This window comes from Paraburkholderia kururiensis, assembly GCF_034424375.1.
Lineage (GTDB): Bacteria > Pseudomonadota > Gammaproteobacteria > Burkholderiales > Burkholderiaceae > Paraburkholderia > Paraburkholderia kururiensis_A.
The window spans coordinates 4,754,798-4,770,034 of the sequence record NZ_CP139965.1 but is presented as its reverse complement, the minus strand read 5'-3'; the positions used below and the strand labels follow the sequence as shown (position 1 = coordinate 4,770,034).

Annotated in this window: 12 protein-coding genes, 1 pseudogene and 1 riboswitch; of the genes and pseudogenes, 10 read left to right on the top strand and 3 right to left on the bottom strand. The window is 66.8% G+C overall.

Features of this window, described 5'->3' with window-relative positions:
• Window positions 1–46 precede the first annotated feature (46 nt).
• From glpK to U0042_RS21435, 3 genes are all read left to right on the top strand, one after another.
• Complete coding sequence (gene glpK / locus U0042_RS21445) at window positions 47–1,546, top strand: glycerol kinase GlpK (RefSeq protein WP_114809237.1); 1,500 nt, start codon at window positions 47–49, stop codon at window positions 1,544–1,546.
• A gap of 130 nt (window positions 1,547–1,676) precedes the next feature.
• The gene (locus tag U0042_RS21440) at window positions 1,677–2,384 is read left to right on the top strand and encodes an MIP/aquaporin family protein (RefSeq protein ID WP_114809238.1); all 708 of its coding nucleotides are present in this window, start codon (window positions 1,677–1,679) and stop codon (window positions 2,382–2,384) included.
• A 205-nt stretch (window positions 2,385–2,589) separates the two neighbouring features.
• Window positions 2,590–3,276 (top strand): HAD family hydrolase, encoded by a 687-nt coding sequence (locus U0042_RS21435; RefSeq protein ID WP_114809509.1) that lies wholly within the window; start codon window positions 2,590–2,592, stop codon window positions 3,274–3,276.
• A 51-nt stretch (window positions 3,277–3,327) separates the two neighbouring features.
• Here the strand turns inward: U0042_RS21435 and ribB are convergent, their stop codons facing one another.
• The 3 genes and pseudogenes from ribB to U0042_RS21420 form a co-directional block, all read right to left on the bottom strand.
• Window positions 3,328–4,077, bottom strand: a complete 750-nt coding sequence (gene ribB, locus U0042_RS21430) for a 3,4-dihydroxy-2-butanone-4-phosphate synthase (protein ID WP_232833225.1) — start codon at window positions 4,075–4,077, stop codon at window positions 3,328–3,330.
• A 174-nt stretch (window positions 4,078–4,251) separates the two neighbouring features.
• Window positions 4,252–4,444: riboswitch (FMN riboswitch) on the bottom strand.
• 100 nt (window positions 4,445–4,544) lie between these two features.
• Window positions 4,545–5,216 carry a helix-turn-helix domain-containing protein gene (locus U0042_RS21425; protein ID WP_114809510.1) on the bottom strand — a complete coding sequence of 224 codons (672 nt, stop codon included), beginning with the start codon at window positions 5,214–5,216 and terminating at the stop codon, window positions 4,545–4,547.
• Between the two features lie 285 nt (window positions 5,217–5,501).
• A pseudogene (locus U0042_RS21420) lies at window positions 5,502–6,638 on the bottom strand (MFS transporter); the annotation flags it as partial.
• A 457-nt stretch (window positions 6,639–7,095) separates the two neighbouring features.
• Between U0042_RS21420 and miaB the strand changes: the two are divergent.
• The 7 genes from miaB (at window position 7,096) to glyQ (ending at window position 15,229) form a co-directional block, all read left to right on the top strand.
• Entirely contained in the window at window positions 7,096–8,505 is a 1,410-nt protein-coding gene (gene miaB / locus U0042_RS21415; protein WP_114809240.1) for a tRNA (N6-isopentenyl adenosine(37)-C2)-methylthiotransferase MiaB, read from the top strand.
• A 91-nt stretch (window positions 8,506–8,596) separates the two neighbouring features.
• Window positions 8,597–9,655 (top strand): PhoH family protein, encoded by a 1,059-nt coding sequence (locus U0042_RS21410; RefSeq protein WP_114809241.1) that lies wholly within the window; start codon window positions 8,597–8,599, stop codon window positions 9,653–9,655.
• On the top strand, window positions 9,652–10,119 hold the full coding sequence (gene ybeY / locus U0042_RS21405) for an rRNA maturation RNase YbeY (protein WP_114809242.1): 468 nt from the start codon (window positions 9,652–9,654) through the stop codon (window positions 10,117–10,119). The genes U0042_RS21410 and ybeY overlap by 4 nt, the downstream gene beginning before the upstream one ends.
• 14 nt (window positions 10,120–10,133) lie before the next feature.
• Window positions 10,134–10,817, top strand: a complete 684-nt coding sequence (locus tag U0042_RS21400; RefSeq protein ID WP_114809243.1) for a gamma-glutamylcyclotransferase — start codon at window positions 10,134–10,136, stop codon at window positions 10,815–10,817.
• A 286-nt stretch (window positions 10,818–11,103) separates the two neighbouring features.
• Window positions 11,104–11,997: an HlyC/CorC family transporter gene (locus tag U0042_RS21395; RefSeq protein WP_114809511.1), complete on the top strand. Its 894-nt coding sequence runs from the start codon at window positions 11,104–11,106 to the stop codon at window positions 11,995–11,997.
• A 276-nt stretch (window positions 11,998–12,273) separates the two neighbouring features.
• Window positions 12,274–13,998, top strand: coding sequence for an apolipoprotein N-acyltransferase (gene lnt, locus U0042_RS21390; RefSeq protein WP_114809244.1), 1,725 nt, complete (start codon window positions 12,274–12,276; stop codon window positions 13,996–13,998).
• A gap of 223 nt (window positions 13,999–14,221) precedes the next feature.
• Entirely contained in the window at window positions 14,222–15,229 is a 1,008-nt protein-coding gene (gene glyQ / locus U0042_RS21385) for a glycine--tRNA ligase subunit alpha (protein ID WP_114809245.1), read from the top strand.
• Window positions 15,230–15,237 lie beyond the last annotated feature (8 nt).

Here is a 15,237-nt window from a genome sequence, read left to right as displayed (position 1 = left end):
GCGAGTCCCCGCTCGCGATTCACGAAAACGCATGGAGAAGAGACACATGACGGACCAGTACATCCTCGCACTCGACCAGGGCACCACCAGCTCGCGCGCCATTCTGTTCGACCGTCAGGGAAACATCGTTTCCACGGCGCAAAAGGAATTCCAGCAGATCTACCCGAAGCCCGGCTGGGTAGAGCACGATCCTCAGGAGATCTGGTCGACTCAAGCCGGCGTCGCGGCCGAAGCGGTGACGCGTGCCGGGCTGAACGGCACGTCGATTGCCGGTATCGGCATCACGAATCAGCGTGAGACCACCATCGTGTGGGATCGCGAAACAGGCCATCCCGTCTACAACGCCATCGTCTGGCAGGACCGCCGCACCGCCGACTTCTGCGACCAGCTGAAGGCGCAAGGGCTCGAAGAGAAAGTGCGCGCGAAAACCGGCTTGCCTATCGACGCCTACTTCTCCGCCACGAAAATCCGCTGGATTCTCGACAACGTGGAAGGCGCGCGCGAAAAGGCCAGGCAAGGCCGCCTCGCCTTCGGCACCGTGGACAGCTGGCTCGTGTGGAACTTCACGAAGCACAGCCTGCACATCACCGACGTCACCAACGCGTCGCGCACCATGCTCTTCAACATCCATACGTTGAAGTGGGACGACGAACTGCTCGAAGCGCTCGACATTCCGCGCAGCATGTTGCCCGAGGTGCGTCCGTCGTCCGAGGTGTACGGTCCGACCGTGACCACCGTGTTCGCCTCGAAGATTCCGATTGGCGGCATTGCCGGCGACCAGCACGCCGCGCTCTTCGGGCAGATGTGCACCGAGTCCGGCATGGTGAAGAACACTTACGGCACCGGTTGCTTTCTCGTGATGAACACGGGCAGCAAGCCGATCGAGTCGAAGAACAATCTCGTCACGACCATTGCCTGGCAGATCGGCGACCAGATCAACTACGCGCTGGAAGGCAGCATCTTCATCGCGGGCGCCGTGGTGCAATGGCTGCGCGACGGGCTCGGCATCATCAAGAGCGCCTCGGAAATCGAAAGCCTCGCGCGCAGCGTGCCGCATTGCGACGGCGTCTACCTCGTGCCCGCATTCGCCGGGCTGGGCGCGCCGCACTGGAATGCCCGCGCGCGCGGCACGCTTTTCGGCATCACGCGCGGCACCACGTCGGCACATATCGCGCGTGCGGCGCTCGACTCCATCGCGTATCAGTCCGTCGACGTGCTGAAAGCCATGGAGGCCGACTCGGGCATCCGCATCGGCGAGTTGCGCGTGGACGGCGGCGCCTGCGCGAACAACCTGCTCATGCAGTTCCAGGCCGACATGCTCGGCGTGGATGCGGTTCGTCCGCAGGTCAGCGAAACCACGGCGCTGGGCGCCGCGTATCTGGCGGGTCTCGCCGTGGGCTACTGGAAGGACGTAGGCGAATTGCAGCAGCAATGGCAGCTCGACCGCCGCTTCTCGCCCGCCATGGAGCCGCGCGACGTCAAGCAGTGCCTCGACGGCTGGCAGCGCGCCGTGCGCGCCGCGAAGGCCTGGGCCGACGCGCCCTGATCCCCCTCGCCTGAAGCAGTCCCCGCTGCGCCCCGGTTGCCCTGCGGGCAGGACCGGCCGGCTGCGGCCTGGTGAACCAGCGGTCCGTCGCCATGGCGGACCGTATCCCCAATGGATCAGGAGAACAAGAATGTCACCCTATATTGCGGAGTTCGTGGGCACGGCCATGCTCGTGCTGCTGGGCGACGGCGCCGTCGCCAACGTGCTGCTCGCGCGCACCAAGGGCAAGGGCGCCGACCTCATCGTCATCGTGATGGGTTGGGCGATGGCGGTGTTCGTGGCGGTGTACATCACCGCGTCGTTCAGCGGCGCGCATCTGAATCCCGTCGTGACCGTAGCGCTGGCGCTCGCTGGCAAGTTCCCATGGAGCAAGGTGCCCGGCTACGTGGCCGCGCAGATGCTGGGCGGCATGGCAGGCGCGCTGCTCGTCTGGCTCGCCTACCGGCAACACTTCGCGAAAGAAGCCGATCCCGACGTGAAGCTCGGCGTGTTCTGCACGGCGCCCGCCATTCGCAGCGTGCCGCACAACTTCCTCACCGAAATGATCTGCACCTTCGTACTGATTCTCGGCGTGCTGTATCTGGCCTCGCCGCAGGTGGGGCTCGGTGCGCTCGACGCGCTGCCCGTGGGTCTGCTCGTGCTCGGCATCGGTATCTCGCTGGGCGGACCGACGGGCTACGCGATGAGTCCGGCGCGCGACCTGTCGCCGCGGCTCGTGCACGCACTGCTGCCTATTCCCGGCAAGCGCGACAGCGACTGGCACTACGCGTGGATTCCAGTGCTGGGCCCGCTCGCGGGCGGGTCGATGGCCGCGTGGATCTACATGCACGCGCATTGACGGCCCCGCGTCGCTGAGCATGACGGGCGGCGTGCGCAGCAAGGCAGCCGCCCGTCTCCCGATACTTCAGGATGACTGAGCATTTCCCCAAGCGCATGCGGGCCGCGCTTGAAGACATCACGATGCGCGGCACGAAGGACGTATCATGGCGCCTTCCCCATTCCCGCGCGCGCCGCCGCCGGACGCGCTTCATCCGGTTTCCTGCATGATCGACCATCTCATCTGCGACTGCGACGGCGTGCTCGTCGACAGCGAAGTCATTGCCGACCGCGTGCTCGCCGAAACCCTCACCGCCACCTTCCCGGGCATCGACTTCGGCCCTGTCGTGAAAACGGCGTTCGGCCAGCAGACCTCGCGTTTTCTGTCGAACGTCGCGAGCGAGTTCAACCTTCAGTTGCCGCCCGACTTTCTCGAGACGATCGAACATAACGTGGAGCGCGCGCTGGCCGAATCGCTGAGCCCCATCAACGGCGTGCGCGATGCCTTGCTGCGCGTGCCGCTGCCTGCCGCCGTGGTGTCGAACAGCCGGCTTTCGCGCGTGAGCGCGTCGGTGCGGCGCGCGGGGCTCGCCAATATCTTCGGGCCGCGCGTGTTTAGCGCCGAGCAGGTGCCGCGGCCCAAGCCCTTCCCCGATGTCTACCTATACGCCGCGCAACAGCTCGGCGTGGAGCCGGCGCGCTGCGTCGTGGTGGAAGACAGCATCGCGGGGCTCAACGCCGCGCGCGCCGCCGGTATGAAGACCATCGCGTTCGTGGGCGCGAGCCACATTCCGCACGGCTACGCAGACGTGCTGCGCGAAATGGGCCTCACGCGGATCATCGAACACATGGACGCGCTGCCCGCGCTGATCGAAAGCGGCGTGCGCGGCGAGTTCGGGGACGTGCAGTCCTGAGCGACTGCGAGGCGGGACGCCTCGCCGCAAACCTGCGCGCGCTATCGCGCGTTACGCCTCGTCCGTACAGCACTCGCGCGCGGCCGCAAGCGCCTCCCGAAACTCGACGAGTTCGGCAATCGTCAGCATCGGCAGACGATGCTGCGCGGCAAAGCGTTCCACCTCGGCGCCACGCGCCATCGTGCCGTCCGCGTTCATCAATTCGCACAGCACGCCCGCCGGCTTGAGGCCCGCCAACACGGCGAGGTCGACGGTGCCTTCGGTATGGCCGCGTCGCGCCAGCACGCCGCCCGGCGCCGCACGCAGCGGAAATACGTGGCCGGGGCGCGCGATGTCGGCTGGCTTCGCGTGGTCCGCAATCGCGGTGCGAATCGTGGTGAGCCGGTCCGCCGCCGAAACACCCGTGGTGACGCCTTCGCGCGCCTCGATGGAAACGGTGAACGCCGTGCCGTGGCGGCTCTCGTTGTGCGCGACCATGGGCGGCAATTCGAGCGCGCGCACTTTCTCGTCCGGCAGGCACAGGCACACGATGCCGCTGCATTCGCGGATCAGGAGCGCCATGGTTTCGACGCTGAGCCGCTCGGCGGCCACGACGAGATCCGCTTCGTTCTCGCGGTCGTCGTCGTCCTGGAGCACGACGGGACGACCATCTCGCATGGCCTGCAGCGCGGCGGCAATACGCGGCGGAACGGGTTCGGTGGCCAGCCACGGAAGATCGGCCGAGGCGTCGAGCGGACGCGCCGTATTGGTCTGGCCTTGAAGGCGGGTGGAGTCCCCGAAGGACAACGGAGAATGGGACATGTGAAACGCTCCTCGCAAAAAGTTGGGCGAAAAACGTTTCAGGGCATTGCAAACAGACAACGCACCCGCACAGGGCAGCCGCAAGCGGCCGGCCGGAGCGCCCCGCAACGACACGTGGCGCCACGCCGCACGCGCGTAGACGCGCGCCGGCCACGGCGGGCAGAGTGACCATCTGCACATCTTCTTCCATCCGGACTATGACCGTCGGCTCTGGCATCGCACCAGATCTGCTGACCCCGCCATGCCGCGGCACACAGGCCGCAGGCGTTCGTACTGACTAGCGGGCGCTCGCGGGCTCGCCGGCTTTGCCGTGAAGGCAGGCTGACCTACCGCCGGTGGGGAATTTCACCCCGCCCTGAAGACGCACTGATTGCCGGAAAATCCGGCGGGCAAAGCATACAACAGCCGCGCGGATGGCGCAGCGAACCACGAAACCGGAAGCACCCTTGAGGCCGCGCGGCGCACGCTCATGCGTCGTGCCGGGCCGCCTCGGGCGGAACGTCCCAGCGCGGCGGGGTCTCCGCGTTGACGGTGACGCGAAACGCGCGCGCCTCCGTGTCGCCGGGATTGCGCAGGCTGTGCGGCTGGTCGGCATCGAACACGATGGCGTCGCCCGTCGCGAGCAACTGGCGCTGGTCGTGCACGCTGAGTTCCAGCGTTCCCACGCTCACCACGAGATTCACCAGCGTGCCCGGCGTGCGGCGCGTGCCGTACTCGGTGTGCAGCGGCGCGATGCGCAGCTCGTGGAACTCGGCGGCAACGGGCTCGCCTTCGGGATAGAGCGCGCGCTCGGCATAGCCGCCGTCCGCGCTCACGAGGCGCCGCGCGCGATCAGCCGGCAGGTGCTCGAAACCGTTCACGGCGTGGCGGCGCAGGAAAGCCGCCACCGACACCTTCAGCGCCGCGGCAATCTTGCTCAGCACCTTGATGGACGGCACGCTGCGTGCCGACTCGATCTGCGCGAGCATCGCCCGCGAGACGCCGGACGCGCGGGCAAGCGCGTCGAGCGAAAGCTGGCGCTCGGCACGCAGCCGCGCAAGGTTCACGCCGACGAGATGCTCCAGCAGATCGAACTGCCCGGCGTGGGCCTCGGGCGTCTCGTCGGCGGCATCGCGGACAAGCGCAAGCGGGGAATGCATGATCGCCTCCTTTTCCTTCGACTGTTCCTTCGTGCTGCCGTGAATCCGGCGGCCGAAACTCGAACGGAGGCTATCGTCGCACCGGCCCACGCCCGCGCCAACGAAGTTATCTTCACACCGTTATCACTATCGCGGAGGACGGTTTCGGGAAAGCTTCGGACCGTTCTTCATAAGCGGCCAGGCTCGCTCGGGCGCGCCCGCGTTGCCTCGCGTTAAGCACGCGTCTTCGCGCGCCGTCACCGGTGCCGCTCGGCCTACCGCTTGCCCGGGAGTGCCGGCTCGCGACGAATCCAGACGCGCCGCGAGCCACGTGACGAACAGTGCCGCGAGCGAAACCGCCGCCGCCACCCACGGCAACGCGTCGTAGCCGAAGCCGTGCGAGATGGCGAGCCCGCCCAGCCACGCGCCGCCCGCGTTGCCGACATTGAACGCGCCGATGTTCAGCGTCGACGCAAGGTTCGGTGCGGCCGATGCCTTCTCCACCACGCGCATCTGCAACGGCGGCACCGTGGCAAACGCGGCCACGCCCCAGACGAATACCGTGACGGCGGCCGCGATCTGCGAATGGCTCGTCTTCGTGAACACCGCCATCACCACGGCGAGCGCCGCGAGAATGCCCATGAGCGAGGGCATCAACGCGCGATCCGCGAGCTTGCCGCCCACCGTGTTGCCGAGCGTGAGACCCACGCCGAACAGCACGAGGATCAGCGTCACGGCCCGCGGTGAGAAGCCCGCGACGTTTTCGAGAATGGGCGCGATGTACGTGAACACCACGAACACGCCGCCGAAGCCGAGGATGGTCATGGCGAGCGCCAACCACACTTGCGGCTCGCGCAGCACGCGTACCTCGTGGCCGAGGCTTGCGGGGCCGGCGTCATGGCGGTTCGGCACGAGCGCCGTAATGCCGGCGAGCGAGAACACGCCGAGCGCGCTCACGATCCAGAACGCCATACGCCAGCCGAACTCCTGACCGATGAACGTCCCGAACGGCACACCCAGCACGTTCGCGAGCGTGAGACCGGTGAACATCAACGCGATGGCGCTCGCGCGCTTTTCCTGCGCGACGAGCGAGGCGGCCACCACAGACCCGATGCCGAAGAACGAGCCGTGCGCAAACGACGCCACGACGCGCGCGACCATCAACAGCGAATAGTCCGACGCCACCGCGCACAGCACGTTGCCCGCGACGAACACGCCCATGAGCAGTTGCAACGCAAGCTTGCGCGGCATGCGGCTCGTGACCACGGCGAGCAGCGGTGCGCCCACGGCGACGCCGAGCGCGTAGCCGGTCACGAGCAGACCCGCCGAGGGAATGGAGACAGCCAGATCGCGCGCCACGTCGGGCAACAAACCCATGATGACGAACTCGGTGGTACCGATGGCGAACGCGCTGATCGCGAGCGCCAGTAAGGGAATGGGCATGGAAACCTCCTGGTCCGATGCAAAAGGTCGACGCGCCGTGCGCGCAACGACCCGACAAGGCGCGCATTGTCGCTGCGCCGCGTCAATTTGATAATCGGCCAGGAATCAAAAACATTTTCAAACGGAACCGAAGAATGAGACGGCGCCGAAGCCGCGAGTTTTGGCGGGATCGGACGCGGCGAGGCGGAAGGCAAAGGGGAGACGGCAGGCTGGTGCCGCCTGCCGGGACGGCGGCCAATACGGCCGTCAGGCCCGGCCGGCAGCGCTGCGCAGGTCGCAAAGCGGACACGGCGGCGGGCTATAATACGCAATTCCACCGCGCGCCCGAGCCGCTGCGGCACGGCTTTTCCGGCCCTGCCCGCACTCCGGCAATCCTCATTCGAACAACCCCGGCGCGAGGCTCTCCACCTTTTTGAAACAACGCCCCCAGGTCAACCACTGCGAACGGCGAAACCCGATGACCAAGAAAGTTTATGTAAAGACCTTTGGCTGCCAGATGAACGAGTACGACTCCGACAAGATGGTCGACGTGCTCGGCGCCGCTGAAGGGCTCGTCAAGACCGACTCCCCCGAAGACGCGGACGTCATTCTCTTCAACACCTGCTCCGTGCGCGAAAAGGCGCAGGAAAAAGTCTTCTCCGATCTGGGCCGCGTGCGCGAACTCAAGGAAGCGAACCCCAACCTGCTGATCGGTGTGGGCGGCTGCGTCGCGAGCCAGGAAGGCGCGGCCATCGTCGCGCGTGCGCCTTACGTCGACCTCGTGTTCGGTCCGCAAACGCTGCACCGCCTGCCGCAGATGATCGACGCCCGTCGCGCGAGCGGCCGCGCGCAGGTGGACATCACGTTCCCCGAAATCGAGAAGTTCGATCACCTGCCGCCCGCCCGCGTCGAAGGCCCGAGCGCGTTCGTCTCCATCATGGAAGGCTGCAGCAAGTACTGCAGCTACTGCGTCGTGCCGTACACGCGCGGCGAGGAAGTGTCGCGGCCGCTCGACGACGTGCTGACCGAAATAGCCGGCCTTGCCGACCAGGGCGTGCGCGAAGTCACGCTGCTCGGCCAGAACGTGAACGCCTACCAGGGAGCGCTGACCGCCGGCTCACACGAAGTCGCGGACTTCGCCACGCTGATCGAATACGTGGCCGACGTGCCGGGCATCGAACGCATCCGCTATACCACTTCGCATCCGAAGGAATTCACGCAGCGCCTGATCGACACCTACGCGAAGGTGCCCAAGCTCGTGAGCCATCTGCACCTGCCCGTACAGCACGGCTCCGACCGCATCCTGATGGCGATGAAGCGCGGCTACACAGTGCTCGAATACAAGTCGGTGATCCGCCGGCTGCGCGCGATCCGCCCCGATCTGTCGCTCTCCACGGACATCATCGTGGGCTTTCCGGGCGAAACGGAAGCGGACTTCGAGAAGACCATGGCGCTCGTCGACGAGATGAGCTACGACACGAGCTTCTCGTTCATCTACAGCCCGCGGCCCGGCACGCCCGCGGCGAATCTGCACGACGACACGCCGCGCGAGGTCAAGCTGAAACGGCTGCAGCACCTGCAGGCCACCATCGAGGAAAACGTGGCGCGCATCAGCGCGGCGATGGTGGGCAAGGTGGAGCGCATTCTGGTGGAAGGGCCTTCGCGCAAAGACCCGACCGAACTAGCCGGCCGCACCGAGAACAACCGCGTGGTCAATTTCCCGGCGCCCGTCGCGTCGCACGCGCGGCTGATCGGCCAGATGATCGACGTGAAAATCGACCACGCGTACCCACATTCGCTGCGTGGCGAACTCGTGCTCATGCACGACAAAGCGCACGACGAAGCACAAGACGAGGCGCACGGCGGCGCACCGGCCACGGCGCACTGAACCTGCGGCGCCCGGCGCGCGCGTCCCGCACCACGATGCGCGCCCGCCGCTCGACCCCACGGCCGCTAACCGGCAGGAGTAGCCAGACACCTTGAAGACCGCCCAGCAACTGGAATTCACCGCCCCGCGCGACGATAACGCCCGGCTCGCCAATCTCTGCGGGCCGCTCGACGAAAACCTGCGCCAGATCGAACAGGCGCTCGACGTGACGCTGTCAAGGCGCGGCCACCGCATCTCGATTCGCGGGCGCGGCGCGAAAGTCGCCATGACCGCCCTCGAAAACTTCTACAACCGCGCACGCGAGCCGCTTTCCGTGGACGACATCCAGCTGGCACTCGTCGAAGCCCGGCATCCTGCCAACACGGGCAAGGGCACAAGCGCGGGCACGAACGGCAACGAGGAACTCGACCCACGTTTTCGCGGCGACCCCGACCATCCGTTCGACGAACCCGCACACGCCGACGGCGAGGCCGAAGAACCGGGGCCGAAGCTCTACACGCGCCGCGCCGACCTGCGCGGCCGCACGCCGGCCCAGCGCGAATACCTCAAGCAGATCGTTTCGCACGACGTCACCTTCGGCGTGGGTCCGGCCGGCACGGGCAAGACCTATCTGGCCGTGGCCTGCGCCGTGGATGCGCTCGAACGCGACCAGGTCAAGCGCATCGTGCTGACGCGTCCGGCCGTCGAGGCCGGCGAGCGGCTCGGCTTTCTGCCCGGCGACCTCGCACAAAAGGTGGACCCGTACCTGCGCCCGCTCTACGACGCGCTCTACGACCTGCTCGGCTTCGACAAGACGGCCAAGATGTTCGAGCGGCAGATGATCGAAATCGCGCCGCTCGCCTACATGCGCGGCCGCACGCTGAACCACGCGTTCATCATCCTCGACGAGGCGCAGAACACCACGCCCGAGCAGATGAAGATGTTCCTCACGCGCATCGGCTTCGGGTCGAAGGCCGTGGTGACGGGCGACACGACGCAGATCGACCTGCCGCGCGCGCAGAAGAGCGGTCTCGTGGAAGCGCAGCAGGTGCTCGCGAACGTACGGGGCATCGCGCTTACGCGCTTCACGAGCGCGGACGTGGTGCGCCATCCGCTCGTGGCACGCATTGTCGAGGCCTACGACGAGCACGCGAAACAAGAAGAAGCATGACGCGCGAGCCCAAACTGAAACTGACGCTGCAATTTCCGGCCGCGAAGGCGTTCCCGCAACACAAGGCGATGCTGCCGCGCGCGACGGTCGCGAACTGGGTCAAGGCGGCCCTGTTCGCGGACGCGGAACTCACCGTGCGCTTCGTCGACGCCGAGGAAGGCCGCACCCTGAACCGCACCTACCGCGGCAAGGACTACGCGACCAACGTGCTCACCTTCGCCTACGCGCAAAGCGAAGCGGACCCCGTCACGGGCGACCTCATCCTGTGCTGCCCCGTGGTCGAACGCGAAGCCGCCGAGCAAGGCAAGCCGCTCGCCGCCCACTACGCGCATCTGCTGGTGCACGGCGCGCTCCACGCCCAAGGCTACGACCACGAGACCGACGACGAGGCCGAAGAGATGGAAGGCATTGAAACCGATATCATGAACTCGCTCGGTTTTCCCGACCCGTATCGCGCCGACTAATACGCCGCCTTTAAGTGAGCGCCCGCTATCTCTCAACACCGCTTGCCGCTGGGGCAGCTTCGTGTCCCGACTATCCGCCGTCGCTCGGGGCCTCGCGCCTGCTCACGGACGACGAACTGCGCGCCTCGCTCGACTGCACCTTGCAGCAATGGGACGGCCAAAGCGACCTGTGGCTGTTCGGCTATGGATCGCTGATCTGGAACCCGGGGCTGCCCACCGTGGAAAGCGTGCGTTCGCGCGTGCACGGCTACCATCGCGGGCTTTATCTGTGGTCGCGGGTGAACCGCGGCACGCCCGACCAGCCCGGCCTCGTGCTCGCGCTGGACCGCGGCGGCTCGTGCCAGGGCATGGCCTTCCGGCTCGCCGCGGCCGGCGTGATGCCGCATCTCGAAGCGCTGTGGCGGCGTGAAATGCCGATGGGGTCGTATCGTCCGGCCTGGCTGCCGTGCAAACTTGCCGACGGGCGCTTCGTGGAAGCGCTGGCCTTCGTGATGCGGCGCGACGTCCCCAGCTACACCGGCAAACTGCCCGACGAAACCGTGCGCACCGTGCTGGGATGCGCCTGCGGCCGCTATGGCTCGACGCTCGACTACGTGCGGCGCACAGTCGTCGCGTTGCGCGAAATCGGCATGCCGGACCGCGCGCTGGAAGCGCTGCTGCGGCGTTGCGCAGCGGACGGCGCCGCCTCCGCTCCCTGAAACTGCGGTCCAACCGCCGCAGCCACGACGGCCTCGTGCCGCAGCGCGGCCGGACGCCCATCTGGCCCGCACCGAAATTTGTCCGCAGGCAGTCGCGCGGTTTTCTGCGATAGCATTGAACGACGTTGCCCGCGCACTGAGCCTCGCCGTGAACAGGCTCAGCGTCACGCGGCGAGACACAAGGTCCGGCCAAGGCGCTGGCCGCCCGGCTACACGGTCGCGCCACACGCGTGGTGTATCCTTAACCCTCCGCAACAGCGCGCCCGGCATGGCGGGGCGCACCACCATGAACGACTCTTATCCCAGTCGACGACAAACCGGCAAACCTCACGAAAAGCGCTCGCTGCTCGAGCGACTGACCGACTTCATCTCGCCCGAGCCCGATTCCCGCGGCGAGCTTCTCGAGATTCTCCAGGACGCGCACGAACGCAATCTCATCGACGCGGATTCGCTCTCGATGATCGAAGGCGTGTTCCAGGTCTCCGAACTGTGCGCCCGCGACATCATGGTGCCGCGCGCCCAGATGGACGCGATCAACATCGCGGACAACCCCGACGAATTCATCCCCTTCGTGCTCGAAAAGGCGCACTCGCGCTACCCGGTCTACGAAGGCAATCGCGACAACGTGATCGGCGTGCTGCTCGCGAAAGACCTGCTGCGCTACTACGCCGAAGAAGAGTTCGACGTGCGCGGCATGCTGCGCCCCGCGGTGTTCATTCCCGAGTCGAAGCGCCTCAACGTGCTGCTGCGCGACTTCCGCATGAACCGCAACCACATCGCCATCGTCGTGGACGAATACGGCGGCGTGGCCGGCCTCATCACGATCGAAGACGTGCTCGAGCAGATCGTGGGCGACATCGAAGACGAGTACGACTTCGACGAGGAAAGCGGCAACATCATCGAATCGCCCGACGGGCGTTTTCGCGTGCGCGCGCTGACCGAAATCGGCCAGTTCAACGAGGCCTTCGGCACGCATTTCCCCGACGAGGAAGTGGATACGATCGGCGGGCTCGTCACACACCACTTCGGACACGTGCCGCATCGCGGCGAGAAGGTGCGCATCGACGACCTGATCTTCGAGGTGCTGCGCGCCGACGCACGGCAACTCCACATGCTGCTGGTGCGTCGCGACGCGATGGCCGGCCAGCGCGAGGCGGCGTTGCAGCCGCCGGGCACCTGAAGGCGGGCGCTTTGCCGAGGTCGTGATCCCCGTGGCCCTCTCTTCGCCGGGCCAGCCGACTCCATGAACTTCAGACCGCGGTGAGGCGCTTCGCCCCTGAACCACCGCCACCCGCCTCGCGAAAACCTCTGATAGCCGCCGCGCGACTCGCGGCGCACGTTGCGCGAACCTCGCCCAGCCGCGCCGCGTCACAACCGTATGCCACAATCGCTCGCCGGCCATCGGCCGCGCCCCGAGCAATCACACGAGCCACCCTGGCACTCACTGAATTCGACCATGGCCGACCCCATTTCCTCGCGCCTGCGATCCGGCGCGACGCCCACCGCGCCCGGTGCCGCCGAATCGGCAGGCGGTCGCGCGCTGCCGCGCTGGCATTACCTCGCCGCCCTCGCAGCCGGCGCCGCCAACACACTTTCATTCGCGCCCACGCCGCACGGCGGCTGGCTCGAAATCGCGATCTTCGCGTTCTTCTATTTCTGGCTCACGCGCACCACGGGCTGGAAGAGCGCCGCCCTCACCGGCTGGGCCTTCGGCTTCGGCAACCTCGTGACCGGCGTGTGGTGGCTCTACGTCAGCATGCATTTCTACGGCGGCATGCCGGCGCCACTTGCAGGCGCGGCGCTCGTGCTGTTCTCGCTGTACCTCGGCTTCTATCCCGCGCTCGCGGCCGGTATCTGGTCGTTTTGCGCCGGCCACGCGAACAACGGCAAAGCGGGCGACCGGCCGTTTTCGCCGACATGGCACGGCGCGTTCGCCTTCGCCAGCGCCTGGGCGCTCGGTGAGTGGCTGCGCGGCACGGTGTTCACGGGCTTTCCGTGGCTCGCGAGCGGCTACGCGCAGGTGGACGGCCCCCTCGCGGGATTCGCGCCGATAGCCGGCGTGTACGGCGTGGGCTGGATGCTGGCGCTGGTGGCCGCGCTCATCGTGCAGGCCGTCACGCGCGCCGCGCAGTCGGGCCGTTCGTCTGCAAGCGGCAAGACGAATGGCGTGAGCGGCGCGCCTGCGTCGCTTGACACAGCAAAGCCCGCTGCTGGCGTGGCCGTGTCGGGCGGCATCGCGATCGCGCTCGCCGCGGCCGGCATGGCGCTCTCGTTCGTCACGTGGACCGTGCCCGCCAACGCACCGCTGCACGTGCGGCTGCTGCAAGGCAACGTCAAGCAGGACATGAAGTTCGAGGAAGCGGGCGTGTTGCAGGCCATCGACGAATACCAGCAGATGATCACCGCGAAGCCGGCCGATCTCGTCGTGACGCCCGAGACCGCGATTCCCGTGCTCGTGCAGCAGGTGCCCGACCGCTTCGCCACGGCAGTACGCCAGTTTGCGGACTCCACGGGCACGGCGATCCTGTTCGGTGCGATCGGCGGCACGGTCACGCCTGATGGACGCATCGTCGACTACACGAACAGCCTCTACGGCATCACGCCCGGTTCGCGCGAACTGTACCGCTACGACAAGCATCACCTCGTGCCGTTCGGCGAGTTCGTGCCGTGGGGCTTCCGCTGGTTCGTGAACCTCATGAACATTCCGCTGGGCGACTTCGCGCGCGGCACGCCGGTGCAGCAGCCATTCGTCGTGCACAACCAGCCCGTGGCCGTCGACATCTGCTACGAAGACATCTTCGGCGAAGAGATCGCGCGCAGCATTCGCGACAGCGCGACGCCGGCGGGCGTGCTCGTCAACTCGACCAATCTGGCGTGGTTCGGCAACACCATCGCGCTCGACCAGCACTTGCAGATCGCCCGCATGCGTTCGCTCGAAACCGGGCGCCCCATGCTGCGCGCAACCAATACCGGCGCCACCGCGGCCATAGACGCTCGCGGCCGCGTGATCGCCCGCCTGCCCACCTTCACGGAAGGCACGCTCGACGTCGACGTGCAAGGCACCTCGGGCTTCACGCCCTACGTGACGAGCGGCAACAACACGGTGCTCGCGGTTTCCCTGCTGCTGCTCGCGTTCGGGTTTGCGTTCGGGCCTGGGCGGCGGACACAGGGCAAAAAGTGACGGGCGGCGGCAGCGCTACGTCGTAAATGAGGCGCGAGGGCGTTCGCCCTCGTGAGTCGCGCGAGCCGATCAGCCACCCGGCCTACCCCGCTGGAAGTCTCAACCCACCGCCAATCCGGTAAAATTCGACGTTTTAGCCCCCGGCCGCATACCAGCCGGCTCGCGCCGCGGACGGTCCGCACGGCGCCGGGCCGCGGGGCGCCATCTGCCCGAAAGGCACTTCATGCTCACGTTTCAGCAAATCATCCTGACGCTGCAGTCCTACTGGGACAAGCAGGGCTGCGCGCTGCTCCAGCCCATCGACATGGAAGTCGGCGCGGGCACCTCGCACGTCCATACCTTCTTGCGCGCAATCGGCCCCGAGCCCTGGCGCGCCGCCTACGTGCAGCCCTCGCGCCGTCCGAAAGACGGCCGCTACGGCGAGAACCCGAACCGCCTGCAGCACTACTACCAGTACCAGGCGGTGCTGAAGCCGGCGCCGGAGAACATCCTCGACCTCTATCTCGGCTCGCTCGAAGCGCTCGGCTTCGACCTGAAGCAGAACGACGTGCGCTTCGTGGAAGACGACTGGGAGAACCCCACGCTCGGCGCCTGGGGCCTCGGCTGGGAAGTCTGGCTCAACGGCATGGAAGTGACGCAGTTCACGTACTTCCAGCAGGTGGGCGGCATCGACTGCAAGCCGGTGCTGGGCGAAATCACCTACGGCCTCGAGCGCCTCGCCATGTATCTGCAGAAGGTCGAGAACGTCTACGACCTCGTATGGACCGAGTGGGAAGAGCCGGGCCCGAACGGCCCAGAAGTGCGCCGCCTCACCTACGGCGACGTCTATCACCAGAACGAAGTCGAACAGTCGAAGTACAACTTCGAGCACGCGAACGTCGATCTGCTGTTCACCTTCTTCAACAGCTACGAAGCCGAAGCGAAGCGGATGATGGACAACGAACTCCCGCTGCCCGCCTACGAACTCGTGCTCAAGGCCGGCCACACGTTCAACCTGCTCGATGCGCGCGGCGCCATTTCGGTCACGGAGCGCGCGGCCTACATCGGCCGCATTCGCGCGCTCTCGCGGCTCGTGGCGCAGGCGTATTACGACTCGCGCGAACGGCTGGGCTTCCCGATGCTCGGCAATCCCGTGCATGGCGTGCCCGGCCTCACGACCGACGCACAAGACGCCGCGATGCCCGCCTGGGCGCCGCCGCTGAAAGTCGAACGCAAGTTCGACGAGGAATGACGGGACCA

Coding starts and splice junctions, on each gene's coding strand:
- glpK (WP_114809237.1), top strand. CDS start 47: ATGACGGACCAGTACATCCTCGCACTCGACCAGGGCACCACCAGCTCG.
- U0042_RS21440 (WP_114809238.1), top strand. CDS start 1,677: ATGTCACCCTATATTGCGGAGTTCGTGGGCACGGCCATGCTCGTGCTG.
- U0042_RS21435 (WP_114809509.1), top strand. CDS start 2,590: ATGATCGACCATCTCATCTGCGACTGCGACGGCGTGCTCGTCGACAGC.
- ribB (WP_232833225.1), bottom strand. CDS start 4,077: ATGTCCCATTCTCCGTTGTCCTTCGGGGACTCCACCCGCCTTCAAGGC.
- U0042_RS21425 (WP_114809510.1), bottom strand. CDS start 5,216: ATGCATTCCCCGCTTGCGCTTGTCCGCGATGCCGCCGACGAGACGCCC.
- miaB (WP_114809240.1), top strand. CDS start 7,096: ATGACCAAGAAAGTTTATGTAAAGACCTTTGGCTGCCAGATGAACGAG.
- ybeY (WP_114809242.1), top strand. CDS start 9,652: ATGACGCGCGAGCCCAAACTGAAACTGACGCTGCAATTTCCGGCCGCG.
- U0042_RS21395 (WP_114809511.1), top strand. CDS start 11,104: ATGAACGACTCTTATCCCAGTCGACGACAAACCGGCAAACCTCACGAA.
- lnt (WP_114809244.1), top strand. CDS start 12,274: ATGGCCGACCCCATTTCCTCGCGCCTGCGATCCGGCGCGACGCCCACC.
- glyQ (WP_114809245.1), top strand. CDS start 14,222: ATGCTCACGTTTCAGCAAATCATCCTGACGCTGCAGTCCTACTGGGAC.